At 50.1% G+C, this 18,949-nt stretch carries 16 protein-coding genes; 9 read left to right on the plus strand and 7 right to left on the minus strand.

What is annotated here, in order from left to right; genetic code table 11:
* The 5 genes from aroK to hemE all read left to right on the plus strand — a co-directional run bounded on the left by aroK (position 1) and on the right by hemE (position 8,898).
* Positions 1–537, plus strand: coding sequence for a shikimate kinase AroK (gene aroK / locus AB4875_RS05180; protein ID WP_368374987.1), 537 nt, complete (start codon positions 1–3; stop codon positions 535–537).
* 51 nt (positions 538–588) lie between these two features.
* Positions 589–1,674, plus strand: coding sequence for a 3-dehydroquinate synthase (aroB, locus tag AB4875_RS05185; protein ID WP_368374988.1), 1,086 nt, complete (start codon positions 589–591; stop codon positions 1,672–1,674).
* A gap of 165 nt (positions 1,675–1,839) precedes the next feature.
* A complete protein-coding gene (gene gltB, locus AB4875_RS05190; RefSeq protein ID WP_368374989.1) occupies positions 1,840–6,288 on the plus strand; it encodes a glutamate synthase large subunit in 4,449 nt (1,482 codons plus the stop codon).
* Between the two features lie 31 nt (positions 6,289–6,319).
* Complete coding sequence (locus AB4875_RS05195; protein ID WP_368374990.1) at positions 6,320–7,738, plus strand: FAD-dependent oxidoreductase; 1,419 nt, start codon at positions 6,320–6,322, stop codon at positions 7,736–7,738.
* 92 nt (positions 7,739–7,830) lie between these two features.
* The gene (hemE, locus tag AB4875_RS05200) at positions 7,831–8,898 is read left to right on the plus strand and encodes a uroporphyrinogen decarboxylase (protein ID WP_368374991.1); all 1,068 of its coding nucleotides are present in this window, start codon (positions 7,831–7,833) and stop codon (positions 8,896–8,898) included.
* A gap of 109 nt (positions 8,899–9,007) precedes the next feature.
* Here hemE and AB4875_RS05205 read toward each other — a convergent pair whose 3' ends face one another.
* Positions 9,008–9,562 carry an NAD/FAD-utilizing enzyme gene (locus tag AB4875_RS05205; RefSeq protein ID WP_368374992.1) on the minus strand — a complete coding sequence of 185 codons (555 nt, stop codon included), beginning with the start codon at positions 9,560–9,562 and terminating at the stop codon, positions 9,008–9,010.
* A 262-nt stretch (positions 9,563–9,824) separates the two neighbouring features.
* Here AB4875_RS05205 and AB4875_RS05210 point away from each other — a divergent pair, with 262 nt between their 5' ends.
* Positions 9,825–10,379, plus strand: a complete 555-nt coding sequence (locus AB4875_RS05210) for a DUF1415 domain-containing protein (protein ID WP_368374993.1) — start codon at positions 9,825–9,827, stop codon at positions 10,377–10,379.
* A gap of 26 nt (positions 10,380–10,405) precedes the next feature.
* Here AB4875_RS05210 and AB4875_RS05215 read toward each other — a convergent pair whose 3' ends face one another.
* On the minus strand, positions 10,406–10,954 hold the full coding sequence (locus tag AB4875_RS05215; protein WP_368374994.1) for a DUF4136 domain-containing protein: 549 nt from the start codon (positions 10,952–10,954) through the stop codon (positions 10,406–10,408).
* A gap of 17 nt (positions 10,955–10,971) precedes the next feature.
* Positions 10,972–11,571 (minus strand): DNA-3-methyladenine glycosylase I, encoded by a 600-nt coding sequence (locus tag AB4875_RS05220; protein WP_368374995.1) that lies wholly within the window; start codon positions 11,569–11,571, stop codon positions 10,972–10,974.
* 100 nt (positions 11,572–11,671) lie between these two features.
* On the opposite strand from AB4875_RS05220, the gene AB4875_RS05225 reads away from it, so the two are divergent.
* Positions 11,672–12,466, plus strand: a complete 795-nt coding sequence (locus AB4875_RS05225) for a M48 family metallopeptidase (protein ID WP_368374996.1) — start codon at positions 11,672–11,674, stop codon at positions 12,464–12,466.
* A gap of 69 nt (positions 12,467–12,535) precedes the next feature.
* On the opposite strand, the gene cysE is transcribed toward AB4875_RS05225, so the two are convergent.
* Complete coding sequence (gene cysE, locus AB4875_RS05230; protein WP_368377047.1) at positions 12,536–13,348, minus strand: serine O-acetyltransferase; 813 nt, start codon at positions 13,346–13,348, stop codon at positions 12,536–12,538.
* A gap of 76 nt (positions 13,349–13,424) precedes the next feature.
* A complete protein-coding gene (trmB, locus tag AB4875_RS05235; protein WP_368374998.1) occupies positions 13,425–14,111 on the minus strand; it encodes a tRNA (guanine(46)-N(7))-methyltransferase TrmB in 687 nt (228 codons plus the stop codon).
* Positions 14,112–14,189: 78 nt separating this feature from the next.
* Between trmB and AB4875_RS05240 the strand changes: the two genes are divergently transcribed.
* Together AB4875_RS05240 and AB4875_RS05245 are read left to right on the plus strand one after the other, a co-directional pair.
* Entirely contained in the window at positions 14,190–14,912 is a 723-nt protein-coding gene (locus AB4875_RS05240; protein WP_368374999.1) for an acyltransferase, read from the plus strand.
* Positions 14,913–15,033: 121 nt separating this feature from the next.
* Entirely contained in the window at positions 15,034–15,429 is a 396-nt protein-coding gene (locus AB4875_RS05245) for an MAPEG family protein (RefSeq protein ID WP_368375000.1), read from the plus strand.
* Between the two features lie 75 nt (positions 15,430–15,504).
* Here AB4875_RS05245 and AB4875_RS05250 read toward each other — a convergent pair whose 3' ends face one another.
* Positions 15,505–16,434, minus strand: a complete 930-nt coding sequence (locus AB4875_RS05250) for a hypothetical protein (RefSeq protein ID WP_368375001.1) — start codon at positions 16,432–16,434, stop codon at positions 15,505–15,507.
* Between the two features lie 359 nt (positions 16,435–16,793).
* Positions 16,794–18,809 (minus strand): oxidoreductase, encoded by a 2,016-nt coding sequence (locus AB4875_RS05255; protein ID WP_368375002.1) that lies wholly within the window; start codon positions 18,807–18,809, stop codon positions 16,794–16,796.
* Positions 18,810–18,949: the final 140 nt, after the last annotated feature.

The following is an 18,949-nucleotide window of genomic DNA, read 5'->3' on the forward strand; positions in this document are numbered from 1 at the left end:
ATGATGAAGTCTGGAGCGGTATTTTTGGTCGGCCCTATGGGTGCTGGAAAAAGTACAATAGGCCGTTTGCTCGCCGATACCCTGCGTTTTGATTTTAGCGATGTTGATCGTGAGATCGAAGAGCGCAGTGGCGTCGATATTCCGTGGATTTTTGATATGGAAGGCGAAGAGGGTTTTCGCGACCGTGAAGAATCCATGTTAGCTGAGTTAAGTGATGCCACTCAGGTTGTTATTTCAACTGGTGGTGGTGCGGTTTTGCGTAGTGATAGCCGAAAGCTTATGGTCGCTAAAGGCACGGTCATCTACCTAAAAACGTCTGTTGATGAGCAAATTAGGCGGACTGCGCGTGATCGCAAGCGGCCTTTGCTACAGACCGGCGACCCCGGTGCAACACTGCGTAATTTAATGGCTTTGCGCGAGCCATTATATGAGGAAATAGCAGATTATACGGTGCTGACCGACAACCGAACGCCCAAATCTGTCGTACAGGAACTATGTTCTCAGCTCGGCGCTGACGACCTGAGCGCGCAATATTGATATACTGGCCACCTTGGTCAATATATTAATCTTTTCCCGGATACATCTTTGATGAAAAACCTCGAACTCGATTTGGGAGAGCGTAGCTATCCCATTTTTATAGCGCGTGATCTTCTCGGCAAGGCCGATCTGTGGTGTAAATATATTGCCGGCCGACAAGTGTGTATTGTAACGAACGACACTATCGCGCCGCTGTATCTGGAGAAATTGAAAGCTCAGCTTGGTGACAAAGAGGTTTGTGAGGTGGTTCTGCCTGATGGCGAGGCATACAAAACCTTGGCGACGCTTGAGCAAATTTTTGACACCTTGCTAGAGAAAAACCATAACCGGACTACAACCCTGATCGCACTGGGCGGCGGAGTGGTTGGTGATATGTGTGGTTTTGCTGCGGCGTGCTACCAGCGGGGCGTGCAATTTATTCAAATTCCAAGCACCTTATTGTCGATGGTCGATTCTTCCGTCGGCGGTAAAACAGGGGTTAATCACCCGCTTGGTAAAAATATGATTGGTGCATTTCATCAGCCTAATTGTGTGCTCGCCGATTTGAGCTTGCTAGACACCCTGCCGGATCGTGAGTTTGCAGCGGGTATGGCGGAAGTCATTAAATACGGCTTGATCTGTGATGCGCCATTCTTTGAGTGGTTGGAAAAAAACATTGCAGGCTTGATGAGCCGCGATAGCGATTTACTTGCCGAGGCCGTCTATCGGTCTTGCGTCAATAAAGCCGGCGTGGTCGCAGAGGACGAGCGGGAAGGCGGTCGCCGTGCTATTTTGAACCTTGGTCACACCTTCGGTCACGCCATTGAAACAGCTGAAGGCTACGGTAACTGGCTACATGGTGAAGCAGTTTCGGCGGGCATGGTGCTGGCGATGGCACTATCGGTTGAGCTGGGTTGGTTGAGCTCCGATATCTTAGTTCGCGGAGAAAAGCTGCTAAAAATCGTCGGCTTACCGATTTTGCCGCCAGAAAACATGGATGTGGATCAATTTTTGCAGCTAATGGGGCGTGATAAAAAGGTCTTGGATGGCCGATTACGTCTGGTGCTGTTAAAGGGCTTGGGAGAATCGGTGGTGAGCAGCGAGGCAAAGAAAGAGACCATTGCTGTCGTGCTGCGCGCTGCGGGTGTTCGCCCATAGCTATTTGCGGATTGTGTAAAAATTGAGCGTTATTGGGGCGGCGTTTGTTGCTTTTGCTGCATCCGTGTAGAATGTCACTCCTTTTTTCGGGTATGTGTAAAATCCCCGAAACATTCTTTTCGACTATCTTTTTGTTTTCCTTAGTAATTTTGCGAGAGTCGTTTTATGAGTACAGGCCTGTACAGACCTGAAGATGTGCGCGACAACTGTGGATTCGGCCTGATTGCCCATATGCAGGGCGAGCCGAGCCATAAATTGTTGCAGACCGCAATCGAATCGCTGACCTGCATGACGCACCGTGGCGGCATCGCTGCCGACGGTAAAACAGGGGACGGCTGTGGCTTATTGCTTAAGAAACCGGACGGCTTCTTGCGCGCCATGGCGAAAGAGTCATGCGGTAGCGAGCTGAGTGAAATATACGGGGTTGGTCAGATTTTCCTCGGGCGGGACGAAAAAACGGCCGCCGCCGCTCGCGCTGGCTTTGAAGCCGTGCTGGTCAAAAACGGCCTCCAACCTGCTGGTTGGCGAGTAGTCCCCGTGGACGAAACAGTGTGTGGCGAGATCGCGCTTTCAAGTTTGCCGCGCATAGAGCAAGTATTTATCAATGTTGACGGTATGGATGCGCAACAACTACGCACCTGCCTATTTGTTGTTCGGCGTGAGGCCGAAATCGCGTTGACCGATGATCCTGATTTTTATATTTCCAGTTTATCGGCTGATGTTATTGCCTATAAAGGCCTGGTGATGCCGGTGGACTTACCGCGTTTCTACCTGGACCTTGCTAACCCAGCGCTAGAAACCGCAATTTGTGTATTCCATCAGCGATTTTCTACTAATACCATGCCGCGCTGGCCACTGGCTCAGCCATTTCGGATGCTGGCCCACAATGGCGAAATTAATACCATTGAAGGTAACCGCAATTGGGCGGAGGCGCGTACCCGTAATTTCACTAGCCCTTTACTTCCCGACGTCGCTGCACTGGCGCCATTGGTTAATCGCACCGGCTCCGACTCTTCAAGTCTAGATAATATGCTTGAATTGCTTGTTGCTGGCGGAATGGATTTATTCCGCGCCGTGCGGATGTTAGTGCCGCCAGCTTGGCAAAACATTGAGCATATGGACGCTGATTTGAAGGCGTTTTACGAGTATAACTCCATGCATATGGAGCCTTGGGATGGCCCCGCCGGTCTAGTGCTAACCGACGGTCGTTACGCGGTTTGTGTCCTAGACCGCAACGGTCTTCGCCCTTCACGCTGGGTCATTACTAAAGATGGTTTCATCACGGTTGCCTCAGAGATAGGTACCTATGGCTATCAGCCAGAAGATGTGGTTTCCAAAGGCCGTGTTGGGCCTGGCCAGATTTTAGTGGTGGATACCGAAAAAGGCGAAGTCCTGCACACTGAAGAAGTGGATAATCGCCTTAAATCCGCTCATCCCTACAAAAAGTGGTTGCGAGAGAATGGCAACCGTCTGCAGGACCAGCTTGGCCAGGGCAACCGTCCTGCGCTACCTGAAAGTGAGACCCTGGCTGCATTCCAGAAGTATTTTCAAGTTAGCTTTGAAGAGCGCGAGCAAGTACTGTCCGCATTGGCAGACAGTGGCAACGAAGCTGTGGGCTCGATGGGTGACGACACGCCGATGGCGGTCTTATCGCGCCAGAAGCGTTCGCTTTACGACTACTTCCGCCAGAAGTTTGCGCAGGTCACCAACCCACCGATAGATCCGCTGCGCGAAACTATCGTGATGAGTTTGGAGACTTTGCTGGGCGCGGAGCAGAATGTGTTTGAGCAAACTGCGGATCACGCCGACCGACTTATTTTAACCAGCCCGGTGTTGTCTCCAGACAAGTTTGACCGTTTGATGAGCGTAGATTCACCGCGCTATCCGCTCGCCCGTATTAACCTGGCCTATGATCCGGCGCTGACGTCTCTGAAAGAAGCCGTTGCGGAGGTCACGTTGGCGGCTGAGACAGCGTTGCGCAATGGCAAGGTCATTCTATTACTGAGTGACCGCGCCGTAGAGCCCGGTCTGCTGGCGGTGCATAGCTTGCTGGCAACGGGTGCGGTTCATCACCATCTGATTAAGCAAGGTTTGCGTTGCGGCGCAAATATTGTGGTTGAGAGCGGCAGTGCCCGCGATTCGCATCAGATGGCGTGTTTATTTGGTTTTGGCGCCACTGCGGTGTACCCGTATATGGCTTTTGCGGTCATCAGCGATATGTTGAGCTGCGGCGAAATTTTGGGTGACGAGCAAACTGCCCATACCAATTATATTAAAGGCATTAACAAAGGCCTGCTGAAGATCATGTCCAAAATGGGCATATCGACTATCGCATCGTATCGTGGTGCGCAGTTATTTGAAGCTATTGGCTTGGCGACTGACGTTGTTGATACCTGCTTTAAGGGCGTCGCTAGCCGTATTGCCGGCGCCGGATTTGCAGAATTACAGCGTGACCAAGAAGCCTTGGCAACCATGGCATGGCTGCCGCGTAAGCCGCTTGATCAAGGCGGTTTGCTGAAATATGTGCACGGTAAGGAGTATCACGCGTTTAATCCCGATGTGGTCGTCACCCTGCAGCAAGCAGTAAAAAGTGGTGATTACGCCCACTGGAAAAAATATGCCGATCTGGTGAATACCCGGCCGGTTGCGACTATTCGGGATTTACTTGGCTTTAAAGATGACGTTAAACCGATTCCCTTAGATGAAGTTGAGCCGATCGAAAGTTTATTCCGCCGTTTTGACTCTGCGGGCATGTCGCTGGGTGCCTTGAGCCCCGAGGCACACGAGGCATTGGCTACCGCCATGAACCGTCTTGGTGGTCGCTCTAACTCGGGTGAGGGCGGTGAAGACCCTGCTCGCTTTGGGACTGAGCGGGTGTCGAAAATTAAGCAGGTAGCATCTGGTCGTTTTGGTGTTACCCCGCATTACTTAGTGAATGCAGAAGTATTGCAGATCAAAGTGGCGCAGGGCGCTAAGCCCGGCGAAGGTGGGCAGTTGCCCGGTGGTAAAGTTAACGCCCTGATTGCCAGGTTACGTTATTCAGTGCCTGGTGTAACTCTGATCTCGCCGCCACCGCATCACGATATTTATTCTATTGAAGATTTGGCTCAGCTGATTTTCGATCTCAAACAGGTTAATCCCTCGGCGCTGGTATCAGTAAAACTGGTATCTGAACCCGGTGTTGGCACCATCGCAGCGGGCGTGGCCAAGGCTTATGCCGACTTGATCACTATTTCTGGTTATGACGGTGGTACAGCGGCGAGTCCGATTACGTCTATTCGCTACGCGGGATCACCGTGGGAGCTGGGTCTTTCTGAAGCGCAGCAGACACTGCGTGGCAATGGCTTGCGCGGCAAAGTGCGCGTACAGACTGACGGTGGCTTAAAAACCGGCTTAGATGTTGTTAAAGCAGCGATGCTGGGTGCGGAAAGCTTCGGCTTTGGTACCACCCCAATGGTGGCGCTGGGCTGTAAGTATTTGCGGATATGTCACCTGAATAACTGCGCCACTGGAGTGGCAACTCAGGATGAGCGTCTGCGGGACGAGCACTTTATCGGCACGGTTGAAATGGTGATGAATTTCTTCACCTTTATCGCCATGGAAACCCGTGAGTGGATGGCCAGTATTGGTATACGCACCATGGAAGAGCTTATTGGCCGTACCGACTTGCTCGCTCAGAAGGCGGGCGAGACCGAGAAGCAAGCTTTACTCGATTTGTCGCCGATCCTTTTCAAAGATCCTGCGGCGAAGGATCAACCAGAGTTTTGCCAAGTTGACCTGAATGCACCGTTCGATAAAGGCGAGAAAGCCGAGGCCATGGTTGCCGCAGCGCTACCAGCCATTGAGTCAATGTCGGGTGTGGATCTGGAATTCAACGTAACAAACTGTGACCGGTCGATTGGCGCCCGTTTGTCTGGAGAAATCGCCAAACGTCATGGCAATCTGGGTATGGAAGATGCGCCGGTTACTCTGCGTATGAAGGGTACCGCAGGCCAGAGCTTTGGTGTGTGGAATGCTGGCGGTTTGAATATGTACCTTGAAGGCGACGCCAACGATTACGTTGGCAAAGGTATGGCGGGTGGCAAGCTGGTGATATATCCGCCAAAAGGTAGCGTGTTTAAAAGCCAAGACACCACGATTATTGGTAATACCTGTCTCTACGGTGCTACTGGCGGCAAGCTCTTTGCAGCAGGTATTGCGGGTGAGCGTTTCGGGGTTCGTAATTCTGGTGCACACGCTGTTGTTGAAGGCGCTGGCGATCATTGCTGCGAATACATGACGGGCGGCATTATCACCGTTTTGGGGCCGACGGGGGTCAATTTTGGTGCAGGCATGACCGGCGGCTTTGCTTACGTGCTGGATCAGGCAAATCGTTTCGTTGATATGTATAACAGCGAACTAGTCGAAATGTGTCGGATAAACTCCGAGTATATGGAAGCATACCGAGCAAACTTACGTGGCAATATCGTTGAATATGTTGCGGAAACAGGTTCGGCTTGGGGGCAGCATATTCTCGATAATTTTGACGATTACATTGGTAAATTCTGGATGATCAAGCCGAAGGCGGCCAGCCTCAGCCGTTTGCTTGACTCCACCAGAAGACGTCCGGAATAAGCCCGCCGAGTAGCAATGAGGTAATTTTAATATGGCAGAGCGTTTACAGAATTCATTCCAGTTTCTCGATGTGGGTCGTCAAGACCCCGGCAAGAAAGACATTGTTGAGCGGCGTACGTCCTTCGTAGAAATTTATGAGCCGTATAAAGAGGAAGAGGTAAAACACCAGTCTCACCGCTGTTTGGGTTGTGGTAATCCATATTGCGAGTGGAAATGTCCGGTGCACAATTACATTCCCAATTGGCTCAAACTAGTTGCCGACGGCAATTTGTTTGAGGCTGCAGAACTGAGTCATCAAACTAATAGTCTTCCCGAAGTGTGTGGCCGAGTGTGCCCACAGGATCGCCTTTGTGAGGGAGCGTGTACCTTAGAAGATGGCTTCGGCGCAGTTACCATAGGCTCTACTGAGAAATATATCACCGACACAGCCTTAGCTATGGGCTGGCGTCCAGATATGTCTAAGCGAGTTTGGACAGACAAGAAAGTTGCGGTTATCGGTGCTGGTCCTGCAGGTATCGGTTGTGCTGACATTCTAGTCCGCGCTGGTGTTAAGCCCATTGTTTTTGATCGTTACCCAGAAATTGGTGGCTTGCTGACCTTTGGTATACCCGAGTTCAAATTAGAGAAGTCAGTCGTTCAGCGCCGTCGTAAAGTACTTGAAGACATGGGTGTTGAGTTTCGCGTTAACGTTAACGTCGGTGTCGACATTAGCATGGCGTCACTGCTCGAGGAGTACGACGCGGTGTTCCTGGGCATGGGTACTTATAAATATATGAAAGGCGGTTTTCCTGGTGAAAATCTGCCCGGTGTTTACGATGCCTTGCCGTTCTTAGTTTCAAATGTAAACCGGAATATGGGCTGGGAAGACAACGCCGCCGACTTTATAGATGTAAAAGGCAAGCGTGTAGTGGTGTTGGGTGGCGGTGATACCGCGATGGATTGTAACCGTACCTCTATTCGCCAGGGCGCAGAAAGCGTGGTGTGCGCATATCGCCGTGATGAAGAGAACATGCCGGGGTCGCGTAAAGAAGTGAAGAACGCGGGCGAGGAAGGTGTTCAGTTTTTCTTTAATCGCCAGCCAATCGCCATTGTTGGTGATGACAAGGTTGAAGGTATTAAAGTTGTTACGACTAAGCTTGGCGAGCCAGACGAAAATGGACGTCGCCGTCCAGAGCCGGTTCCGGGTAGTGAAGAAGTGATTCCTGCGGACATAGTATTGGTTGCCTTTGGCTTTCAGCCTAACCCACCGTCTTGGCTGACTGAGGCGAGCGTCGACATTAACGACTGGGGCGGTATTGTGGCACCGGAAGAGCAAGATTATAAATTCCAGACTAGTAACCCCAAGGTCTTTGCCGGCGGTGATATGGTTCGCGGTTCGGACTTAGTAGTGACCGCCGTTTGGGAAGGTCGCCAGGCAGGCGAAGGCATATTGGATTACCTTAAAGTGTAATTGTTAAACACCACAATAAGAGCGGGGTGCGAGGTGTCGTATCAGGTCTTTACTGTGGTGTTTTCCTTATTTGAAAAAGCGTTGAGAGAAAAATGACTGAATTAAAAAATGATACTTTCCTTCGCGCACTTCAGCGTCAACCGGTTGAATACACCCCGGTATGGATGATGCGTCAAGCAGGGCGCTATCTTCCTGAGTACCGTGCAACCCGAGCGATCGCAGGCGACTTTATGTCGCTTTGCAAGAATCCAGAGCTCGCCTGCGAAGTCACAATGCAACCTTTGGCTCGTTATCCACTTGATGCGGCAATTTTATTTTCTGATATTTTAACCATTCCCGATGCCATGGGCCTAGGGCTGTATTTTGAAACGGGAGAAGGTCCACGTTTCAGAAAAACCGTGCGTACTATGGCCGACGTCGATGCCTTGCCGATAGTGGATGGCGAAAATGATCTAACCTACGTTTGCGACGCCGTGAGAACCATTCGACGTGAGTTAAACGGCAGTGTGCCACTTATTGGTTTTTCGGGTAGTCCGTGGACGCTGGCAACGTATATGGTTGAAGGCGGTGGCTCTAAGGACCATGGCCGGAGCAAAGCCTTAGCCTTTGATCAGCCTGAATTAATGCACGCACTGCTAGATAAATTGGCCCAGAGCGTGACGGCCTACTTGAATGACCAGATTCGTGCCGGTGCACAAGCGGTTCAGATTTTCGATACTTGGGGCGGCGCCCTAAGTCATAACGCATACCAAGAGTTTAGTTTGCGTTATATGCAGAGAATTGTTGATGGCTTAATTAAAGAGAATGATGGTCGTGTTGTGCCGGTAATCCTCTTTACTAAAAATGGTGGTCAATGGTTGGAGATGATGGCTGATACGGGTGCCAGTGCCCTAGGCTTAGATTGGACCACGGATATTGCTGCTGCTAAAGCTCGGGTTGGTGATCGTGTTGCATTGCAGGGCAATATGGATCCCTCTATGCTGCGCGCCTCTCCTGCGCGAATTCGCCAAGAAGTAGCCTCAATTCTGGCGCGATTTGGTAGCGGACCCGGACATATTTTTAATCTTGGTCACGGTATTACCCCAGAGGTGGACCCTGCTAATGCAGGCGCATTTATAGAGTGTGTGCGCGAACTATCTGCCCCGTATCATCAGGGCTAATTCAAAAGCGATGGTGTGATTAGCCATGGCGAAAACAAAAAACTCGGTGTTATTAACACCGAGTTTTTTTGTTTTAAGCGAGTTGTTTTATTATTTATACCCGTCTTGGCTATGGCATGACTTCAACAAAATTCCGCCATTTATTTTGTAGTCCGATAAACCACCCTGGTGATCCATTACCCGTACCCGAAAATTCCAACTCGGGGTAGTAAGCGGTTACGCTACTTAGAATATTGTGATCTTTTTCTTCGATATCAATAAGTAATAAATGGCGGCCAGCAGCCAATGCCTGCTCAAAGCGTTTGAAGTCATGATGAGGCTCTTGGATACCAAATAATCCACCTTCCCAGGTGAAGAATCCAAGCATCACAATAGATAGAAATACAAACGGCATCCAGCCAACGCTAGTGGTTGCGCCTGAATAATGACCTACGGCGAGTACCAAGGCTGCGGCAGCCAAGCCAATCAGCGCGCCGCGCTCCATAGCTTGTACAACGTCTTTGCGTAAAACCGCTTCTACATCGTTGAGTTTGCGTTTGTGCACGCCGGAGTCATCGCGGCTGAGAACGTGAATTTGGGGTTTAGAGATACCATTGCTGGCAAGGTCTTGTTCGACGGTGCTGAGTTTGTCTAAATTGTCCGTCAGAAAATAATAGCGTTTCATACTATGCTCCTAACTTTGTCTGGTTTTTATATAGGTTTGTTGTCGCGACAAAAGACAGGCAACTACCTTACTTACGGCTTTACATTACAGCCTCAGGTTACGGTATTAGTGTAGCAGTGTGCGTGACGGCTGCCTTGCTCTCGATGAGCCTGTATTATTGTATTTATTGCTAAGTAACACTGCTGTAATACCTGAATCCTCTAATGAATAGTTCGGAATTAGAGTGCTGAGGGCTTTTTCGCTAACAAAAATGAGCTGTGAAATGATAATTGACAATGATGTAATTGAGCGCGAAGTAAGGCGTTGGTTGACAGAGGCGGTGGTGGGCTTGGGCTTGTGTCCCTTTGCGGCTAAGCCGCTGCAGGAAATGCGGGTAGCTGTTGATGTCAGCCATGCTGGCAATGCCGAAGATCTAATCAATGACTTGCACCAGGCCTTATCCCGCTTGGAAGAAACAGGAGTTAGCAAACTGGAGACCAGCTTGCTAGTAATCCCCAATATGCTGCAGGACTTTTATGACTACAATGATTTCTTAGAGATTGCCGACGCCGTTCTGCAGGAAGGGAGTTGGGAGGGAGAGATTCAAATAGCCAGTTTTCACCCTGACTATCAGTTTGCCGGAACTGAAAAGGCTGACCCCGAAAATTTCACTAATCGTGCTCCCTACCCAATATTTCATTTGCTTCGTGAGGACAGTCTTGAGAAAGCGTTATCGTCTTACCCAGACCCTGAAAGTATCCCTGAGCGCAATATTGCCTTGATGGGTGAGATGGATCCCAATATCCTGCGGGCGCTATTTCCCTATTGTTTTAAATAAGCCGCGGTTTGGCGGCTTAGTAAAGCTCAGGCAGGTGGGAATTCACTCCAGATCGCAGTAACCGCACGTTCTATCGTGTTGGCGTTTACTTTGGGGTCGCGGTCATCTAGCTCAATGACCAGTGAGCCGCGCCACGTTAACTTCTTATCTACGGGATTTAATAAGTCGATGATGATCTGAATATTGCGATTAATTTTGTCTTTACCCAGCGGTACACCCACAGAAGTACTTATGCCAAAGTTACCCCCAAAGCTGCCAAACCCCAGTCCTAGGCGCGGACTTTTATCTATGGTTTCTGCTGCCTCAGCAATGTAGTAGCGCACCAGAAAGTCGGCATTACTCTGAGTGTCGACTAAGGTGTAGAGTCCGGCTTTCAATTGGCGTTGCAGTGATTCTTTTACATTCTCAATAATAAATGGTGATATCACCTTATCTGCGCCGCTGGTGTCTGAAATCGTGTAGCGCTCATAGCGGCTGAAGTCAGCGCGGGGATTGTAGTCAGTGACGACTTTAGTGCTACTGCAGCCAGTCAGCGCAATCAGCAAGAGGGGCGTCAGTAAAGCGAGTAATTTCATGATACTTACCTTTGTTGTCATTTCAGCCAGTGCGTTCGGAAGTCCTTAGCGAGTTTTTTGCAAGCCTGGTGGCGAGGGCAAGTGACTAAATGATCATTTGTAAAACCCAGTGCCTGTAGGTAAGCATAGCAAATAGTGCTGCCGAAAAATTTAAAGCCCCGTTTTTTAAGATCCTTGCTGATTTGATCAGACTCCCTGCTGGTGGCCGGGACCTCTGTCATGGCTTTCCAGTTGTTTTGTATCGGTGCGTCATTGAAATAAGACCACATATAGCGGGCAAAGCTCCCGTATTCTTGCTGAATTGTTAAAAAATGCTGAGCGTTGGTAATGGTGGTGGCTATTTTTAGACGGTTGCGGACGATGCTCGGATCAGCCATAAGGGTGTCAATCATCGCGTCGTCGAAGGCGGCGACGCTCTGGGGATCAAAGTTTGCGAAGGCTTTGCGGTAGCCTTCGCGTTTTTTCAAAATCGTTAGCCAGCTCAGTCCAGCTTGCGCCGACTCCAACACTAAAAATTCAAAGTGAATGCTATCGTCGTCAGAGGGTATACCCCACTCCTCGTTGTGGTATCTCATGTAATCCGGCGTGGCGGTGCACCATGGGCAAGGCTCGTTCACTATATGCGCTCTCTTATTGGAATCTGGCAGGTTACACCGTTGATCGCCACCACGGCTATGCCATAATAGCTGCAAATTGCAGATAAATGCGGGTAAGTTTATGACAATGTTAAAGCCGATATTGGCGATAGTGCTGGCGAGTTTGTTGGCCTCTTGCGCGGAATCGCCTACAGGACGTCGCCAGATGTTGCTATTCTCAGACGGCGAAATGTCGCAAATGGGTGGCACTGCATTTGACGAAATGAAAAAGAAAATGACCATCAATACCAATAGCGCAACTAATCGCTATGTAAGCTGTATCGCTGATGCTATTACCGTCTCACTACCCGCAGAGTGGCGCGGTAGCTGGGAAGTGGTGGTGTTTGAAGAGGCATCGGCCAATGCGTTCGCATTGCCCGGCAAAAAGATCGGCGTGCACACCGGTATATTTCAAGTGGCTAAAAATGCCGATCAGCTAGCCACAGTAATAGGCCATGAGGTTGGTCATGTATTGGCACATCACAGTGCTGAGCGAATGTCGGTGCAGAGTGTGGCGGGAACCGGCACTCAGCTAGTTGGCGTATTACTGGGTGAAGGTGCAGGAAAAGAGACCGTCATGGGCTTGCTTGGTTTAGGCACCCAGTTCGGCGTGGTGCTGCCCTATGGCCGCGCGCAGGAGTCGGAGGCGGATATCGTTGGTTTAGATCTCATGGCCAAGGCGGGATTTAACCCTGCCGCCAGCGTCGACTTGTGGAAAAACATGAGTGCTTTAAGCGATGGCCAGCCCCCAGAGTTTATGTCGACTCACCCTTCGCATTCTTCGCGGATTAAAGATTTACAGAGGCAAATGGTAACGGCAACACCACTTTATGAGAAGGCCAAGGCAAACGGCATTCGGCCGGCTTGTAAACGGTAGTACTGCAAATCTAGAATATAATTTCTGTGCTGCGGTCATCTTGGTTGCAGGGTATTTTGCTGGTCGCAGTTATTCGTCGCAGCAAGCGCGGTGATTCATAGACAGGGCTGGTGCCGCGCAGTCGGGTTTGCCAATGACTTTTGCCGGAACACCAGCAACCATGGTGTGTGCGGGAACATCTCTTAAAACCACACTGCCTGCCATTACCTGCGCGCCTTCCCCAATACGGATATTCCCAAGAATTTTAGCACCAGCACTGAGGAGTACGCCGTCGCCCACTTTCGGGTGGCGATCGCCTTCTTCTTTGCCGGTTCCGCCCAGGGTAACCGATTGCATGATCGACACATTGTTGCCGACCACGGCCGTTTCGCCGATGACAATCCCTGTGGCGTGATCCATTAAAATACCGCGACCGATTTTGGCTGCCGGATGAATATCAACACTGAACTCGCAAGATATCCGGTTTTGAAAAAATAGCGCTAATGAAGTTCTACCTTGGCTCCAGAGCCAGTGGGCAATGCGATAGGACTGCAGCGCGTGAAAACCTTTAAAGTACAAAAAGGGTACCGAAAGGCTAGAGCAGGCAGAATCGCGCTCGAATACCGCGCAAATATCGGCTCTTATCGCCTTGCCTATGCTGGGGTCTGCGGCAAAGGCTTTTTCAATCACTTCCCGCACTAATAAAGCTGAGGCCGCGGGGCTGTTTAAAATATGCGCTAGATGGAAGCTGAGCGCGGTTTCTAAACTGTCGTGATTCAGAATGGTCGCGTGTAGGAAGCTTGCCAGTACCGGCTCGCGCTCGACCTCGCAGGCGGTCTCCTTGCGGATGGTCTGCCAAACAGGATCCGGGTTGATAGCGGTTGTTTTTGCGGGATTGCTCATCGTTAATGCAACGTCGGTAAATGTAGCCATAGTATAACGCTGCCAGCGGGCTAGAGAATAGGGGGTAGATATAGGCTTAAATTTGCCGCTCGGGTGTGCAGTTACATTCCCATAGCGCTTGTCCGGCAAGATGGTATTTGCGTTCAAAGGCGGTGATTGTCTCTGTGGGTAGATAGGCGGTGCTGTCGGCGCTATGGCCGGCAATTTTTAGCGCCGCGGCGAATTCTTCTACATACAACTTCCAATTACTTCGCAGTGTGATTTTGCCGCCAAGCTGCAGTAGTGCTGGAAAAACCGCGGAGCCGTGTACTCGGTATTGTAGTTGAACACTTTTCGGCCAGGGGTTGGGGTAGAGTAAAAAGTGCTTATCCAGTTGCCAATTAGCATCGACGGCTAAGCGCCAAAAATCGTCTACGTCGGCTCGTACCAAGATGTAATTCGCTGGAGTCTCTGCTTGCGTGGACTGATGGCGCTGTAATCGCGCTGCAGATTTGTCTATGCCGATAATCGAAGCATTGGGGAATTGTCGCGCCAGTTCACGGCTACTTTCACCAGTGCCGCAAAAGGAGTCGAGTATGATGTTTTGCGATCGCGGTGCTAACCAATCACAGGCGGCTATGAATGCGTCAACATTATGCTGTGCATAGGGCTTTTGAAAATGATGACGCAGGTGCTTGGTCACCGTCGCTTCTAAGTTCGGGTGAATCGCGCTCTGATTACTGCTTACTTCCCTCGGCGGGGCATTGTCACTGCGTTTTTTCATGAATTGGTAATATGGTATCGATTGCCCTAGGGGGCGCTCCTTGCGACACTAGCGCATCATTAAAATAATGGGAAGCTAATGCGACAGGACAGAAGACCCTACTGGGTGAAAAAAAATTATTTGCGTTTCCGCAGTTGGTATACGCAGCAATTCTTAAAGCCTGCATGCGACTATCTTGGCGATTATCCCACTTTTATGAAGCCTTGGTATATCTCCATTTCAGGACCCAATATCGAAATCGGGCGGTGCGCGACGGTGATCGGTGAGCCCGAGAATCGCGTCAAGATTGGAGTTTGGGGCAAGGATGAAAAAAGTGGCCGCATAAAAATTGGTGACTACGTGTTGATTAGCCCTGGTACACGTATTTCTGCGGCCAATGAAATTCTGATCGGTGACGGCGTGATGATGGCGAATGGCGTCTACATTACTGACAGTGATTGGCATGAGCTTTATGATCGCAGCCGTCGGAGTGAGGCAGTCACTCCGGTGCATATCGCTAATAATGTTTGGCTAGGTGATCGCTGCACAATTTTGAAAGGCGTTACGATTGGTGAGAACAGCGTTGTGGCTGCCTGTGCAGTGGTTAGTAAAGACGTTCCTGCTAATGTAATTGTGGCGGGGAATCCAGCGGTTGTTGTCAAAGAACTTGACCCCGACAGACCGATGAAAACCCGCGCGGATTATTTTTCTAATCCAGCTCAATTAGAGACTTTTTTCGACGGAGTCGACAAAATGGTCTTAAGCAATAATGGCTTTTTAAATTGGTTGCGAACACTGATAATGCCCAACGCTAGAGATTGAAGGCTGCTAACTAAGAATTAAAGGATGTTTTATTCTTAGTTACGACATGTTTCCGTTTGTGCGGCTAGTGAATGGCGGCAAGAATAAATAAAACTAACAACTATGATGTGGGTGAGTGTTAATGAGTATTGCGTTTTGGTGTGTTTTTATCGCGGGCGTTATGCCTGGTTTGACGTCCTTGATTGCTAAGATTGGTAAAACTGAACAAGGTCACTTTGATAATAATAATCCCCGTCAGTGGTTGGGCGGTTTAGATGGCTGGCGCGCGCGATCTGTTGCCGCAATGCAAAATGGCTTCGAGGGTTTCCCGCTGTTTGCGGCAGCAGTAATTATTGCACAATTTGGTGGTGCCGCTCAGGAAAGTGTCAACCTCTTGGCTATGGGCTACATTGGTATTCGGGTCGTCTTTACCATTTGCTATTTAAAAGATTGGGCAACACTGCGCAGTTTGGTATGGTTTGCTGGAATTGGTGTGATTCTAAGTTTGCTGTGCATTACGCCAGCGGTGTCAGCTTAGTACCCTTTTGCGTCGATAACTGACGTTGTAAGTAGTGCCGGCGTGTGTGTGCCGCCGGCATTATTTTTTGGTTTTTTAGTGCTGCGGAGTGTCGAACAATTCTAGAATGGCAGGCCGACCTTCTGAACCAATTAGTACTTTTTCCCCATCTGCAGTAAAGGTTGCAGCCTCTGTCTGACGCATGCGATTTTTGGTAATTGCGAAGGCATTTTTATTAAGTGCCTCTAGCCAGCTTTCAGTTTTTTCGCGCTTAAAATAATAGGTGTTTCGTAAAGTCACAATCAGTGCCATGTCACCCTTGGGGCTAAATTCCATGGCCGTTGGTGAACCGCCACTGATACCACCTTGTCGTTGAGCAGTGTGCTTTTCAATACTGGGAATACTGCGAACTTCACCCATATAGGTCAGGGGTATAGCCTTAGCGGTTATCGCATCAAGGGAAAATCGATACAGGCGAGGGTGGCTGTCGCGTTTGGTTAATATGTATACAAGGCGCTCGGCGGCATCAACCGCAAGGGCTTCGGCATCGTGGGGGCCATCTTCATACACCAGGGAGTAGTGACGGAGGATATTGCTTTGGACTATTGCTTTGCTGACGTTCTCTGGCTCACGGACAAGATAGACATCGGTGAATGGTCGCAGCATCATATTGTCGCCGATATCACCGATGAGTAAATACGCGCCGCTGCTATCCTTGAAACTGCTCATATCCTCCCAGTCAAAGGCGCTACTGCCATTGATGATTAATTGGGTCACAGCGTTGCCCTTATCATCGAATGAGAACAGTCGTCCGCGATCACCGCTGTCATTGTGTGCCCAAAAGTGATTTTTGCGCAGGTAGCTGCTGGCAAGGCCACTCATTTCTGTCAGCAAGGTCTCTTTCGCTGCGAAGCGTTGATGATCTGCTTGCTTGAGGTCTAGTGCCGCTGCTGCGGACGTAAAATAAATCGGCAGAAACAGCATGAGTGTAAATGCGCGGAAAAGATGGCTAGATGAAAGGGGCATGCAGGTCCTTTTTAATTGGAATCCTTAAGCGGCAATTCGACGGTGAGCTTGATAGTAATGCGCTTCGATATCCTTGGAGGCTATTTTAGCGGCTTGGTTCCAGGCAAAGATGATTCGCGTAGTCTTGCTGAAAACAAGGGGTCACGGGTATTGCACGGATAGTAAGAGGTTTTGTGAGCTCAAACTAGAATCTTCGCGTTGAATCCTCAGCATAGTGACTGATTGTGAGTTTTAAGTTGCCGTGGCGCTCGCCCTTGTTGGTTGCGGACTTACATTGCGGATTGATTTTGGAGATGAACGAGAAGACGCGCTGAGCGTGCGCGGGGTGATTAATGTAAGCACCCCGCGCATTGTCGGTTTTAAATATCAGCGGCCAAACGTGTGCCCTGATCGATCGCTCGTTTAGCGTCTAATTCAGTGGCTAAATGGGCGCCACCAATTAGATGGCAGGGAGCGTTTAGCCCTTCAGTAAGCTCCGTTAGTGAATCCTGACCAGCACAAATGATAATGTTATCAACATCTAGTACCCGTTCTTCACTGCCGATGCGAATGTGGAGGCCGGCGTCATCGATTTTTACGTACTCACAGCCCGGCATCATACTAACCCCTTTCTTCTGCAGGCCGGCGCGGTGAATCCAGCCTGTGGTTTTACCTAGGTCGCGGCCAATCTTAGACGCCTTGCGCTGCAGTAAAAACACTTCACGGGGTGACGCTGAGGGTTCAGCTGTTATGCCTTCTATGCCGCCGCGGGCTTGTAAGCTCATGTCGACACCCCATTCACGCATAAAGGTAGGAATGTTGGTGCTGGCGTCACTGCTATGAGTAAGAAACTCAGCCACATCAAAACCAATCCCGCCGGCACCAATAATAGCGACTTTTTTACCCACGGGCTTGCCGTCGCGAATGACGTCGAGATAGCTCATGACTTTTGCATGACCTATGCCTTCAATAGGTGGTGTGCGTGGTTTGATACCGGTGGCCAGTACCACTTCATCGAAACCGCCATCGTTCAAGATTTTTTGACTCACAGTCACGCCGAGTTTGCTTGTCACGCCAGTGACTTCTAAACGGCGAGTAAAATAACGAATCGTTTCCTCAAACTCTTCCTTGCCGGGCACTTTTTTCGCGATATTGAACTGACCACCAATGGTGGCTGCGGCATCAAATATAGTGACATTGTGGCCGCGCTCGGCTGCAGTAGTGGCAAATGCCAAGCCTGCGGGGCCTGCGCCGACCACAGCGATATTTTTACGATGACTGGTCGCCGTGATGATGACTTCGGTTTCGTGACAGGCGCGGGGGTTAACCAAACAGCTGGTTAATTTACCGCTAAAAATATGATCCAAACAGGCTTGATTACAGCCGATGCAGGTGTTGATCTCATCGCTGCGCCCGGCGGCTGCTTTAACAATAAAGTCAGAGTCGGCAAGGAATGGACGAGCCATTGAGACCATGTCGGCATCGCCGCGAGCCAATACTTCCTCGGCAACTTCTGGAGTGTTAATGCGGTTTGAGGTAATTACCGGCACAGACAGGCCAGCGCGGAACTTTGCGGTTACCCAAGTAAAAGCGGCGCGGGGAACCTTGGTGGCGATGGTGGGAACGCGTGCTTCATGCCAGCCGATACCGGTATTTATTAAGGTGGCGCCGGCGACCTCAACGGCCTTCCCCAAGGCCATTACTTCATCGAAGCTGCTGCCACCTTCGACAAGATCCAACATGGATAGGCGGTAAATAATAATGAAGTTTTCGCCAGTGGCTTCCCGTACTCGTCTGACGATTTCTACCGGTAGACGCATGCGATTTTCATAGCTGCCACCCCATTCGTCATCGCGATGATTGGTGCGCTGGGCTAAAAACTGATTAATGAAGTAGCCCTCAGAGCCCATGATTTCGACACCGTCATAGCCGGCCTTTTGAGCTAGAACTGCGGTGCGTATAAAGTCTTGGATTTGTTCTTCTATTTGATCCGTAGAGGCTGCTTCTGGAGTATAGACGTTGATTGGCGCGCGGATGGCTGATGGCGCGATAGGGTTTTCGTTAAAGGCGTAGCGACCGGTGTGCAAGATTTGCAAACAGATTTTGCCATCTGCAGCATGGACGGCGTCGGTGACAATGCGGTGACCGACGCAGTCGTCTTCACTGCGGAGCATTTTGGTGTGCTCGTGGGTTGCCGCGCGTATATTCGGGCCGAAGCCGCCGGTCACAATTAGCGATACACCGCCGCGGGCACGTTCCGAGAAGAAGGCAGCCATGCGTTCAAAGCCATTGTCGACTTCTTCTAGGCCGGTGTGCATAGAGCCCATAATCACGCGGTTCTTCAGTACAGTGAAGCCGAGGTCCAGCGGTTTCAGCATATTTGGGTATTGGCTCATGGTATTGCGCTCCGGTGTATCGTTTGGGCCTAAGTTATTCGGCGATGGTGTGTTTTTTACTGCCGAAAGGGAAACTAGACAGTGTCAAGTTTGTCGAGATTAACGCTCAATATAGACAGTGTCAAGATTGCTTGTTAAAT

Source organism: Zhongshania sp. R06B22 (assembly GCF_040892595.1).
Classification (GTDB): Bacteria; Pseudomonadota; Gammaproteobacteria; order Pseudomonadales; family Spongiibacteraceae; genus Spongiibacter; species Spongiibacter arctica.

Bases quoted from the DNA above. Each gene is read 5' to 3' on its own strand.
- aroB (WP_368374988.1), top strand. From the start codon at position 589: ATGAAAAACCTCGAACTCGATTTGGGAGAGCGTAGCTATCCCATTTTT.
- AB4875_RS05205 (WP_368374992.1), bottom strand. From the start codon at position 9,562: ATGAAACGCTATTATTTTCTGACGGACAATTTAGACAAACTCAGCACC.
- AB4875_RS05245 (WP_368375000.1), top strand. From the start codon at position 15,034: ATGAGTATTGCGTTTTGGTGTGTTTTTATCGCGGGCGTTATGCCTGGT.
- trmB (WP_368374998.1), bottom strand. From the start codon at position 14,111: ATGAAAAAACGCAGTGACAATGCCCCGCCGAGGGAAGTAAGCAGTAAT.
- cysE (WP_368377047.1), bottom strand. From the start codon at position 13,348: ATGAGCAATCCCGCAAAAACAACCGCTATCAACCCGGATCCTGTTTGG.
- gltB (WP_368374989.1), top strand. From the start codon at position 1,840: ATGAGTACAGGCCTGTACAGACCTGAAGATGTGCGCGACAACTGTGGA.
- aroK (WP_368374987.1), top strand. From the start codon at position 1: ATGATGAAGTCTGGAGCGGTATTTTTGGTCGGCCCTATGGGTGCTGGA.
- AB4875_RS05240 (WP_368374999.1), top strand. From the start codon at position 14,190: ATGCGACAGGACAGAAGACCCTACTGGGTGAAAAAAAATTATTTGCGT.
- AB4875_RS05215 (WP_368374994.1), bottom strand. From the start codon at position 10,954: ATGAAATTACTCGCTTTACTGACGCCCCTCTTGCTGATTGCGCTGACT.
- AB4875_RS05225 (WP_368374996.1), top strand. From the start codon at position 11,672: ATGACAATGTTAAAGCCGATATTGGCGATAGTGCTGGCGAGTTTGTTG.
- AB4875_RS05250 (WP_368375001.1), bottom strand. From the start codon at position 16,434: ATGCCCCTTTCATCTAGCCATCTTTTCCGCGCATTTACACTCATGCTG.
- AB4875_RS05195 (WP_368374990.1), top strand. From the start codon at position 6,320: ATGGCAGAGCGTTTACAGAATTCATTCCAGTTTCTCGATGTGGGTCGT.
- AB4875_RS05255 (WP_368375002.1), bottom strand. From the start codon at position 18,809: ATGAGCCAATACCCAAATATGCTGAAACCGCTGGACCTCGGCTTCACT.
- AB4875_RS05210 (WP_368374993.1), top strand. From the start codon at position 9,825: ATGATAATTGACAATGATGTAATTGAGCGCGAAGTAAGGCGTTGGTTG.
- hemE (WP_368374991.1), top strand. From the start codon at position 7,831: ATGACTGAATTAAAAAATGATACTTTCCTTCGCGCACTTCAGCGTCAA.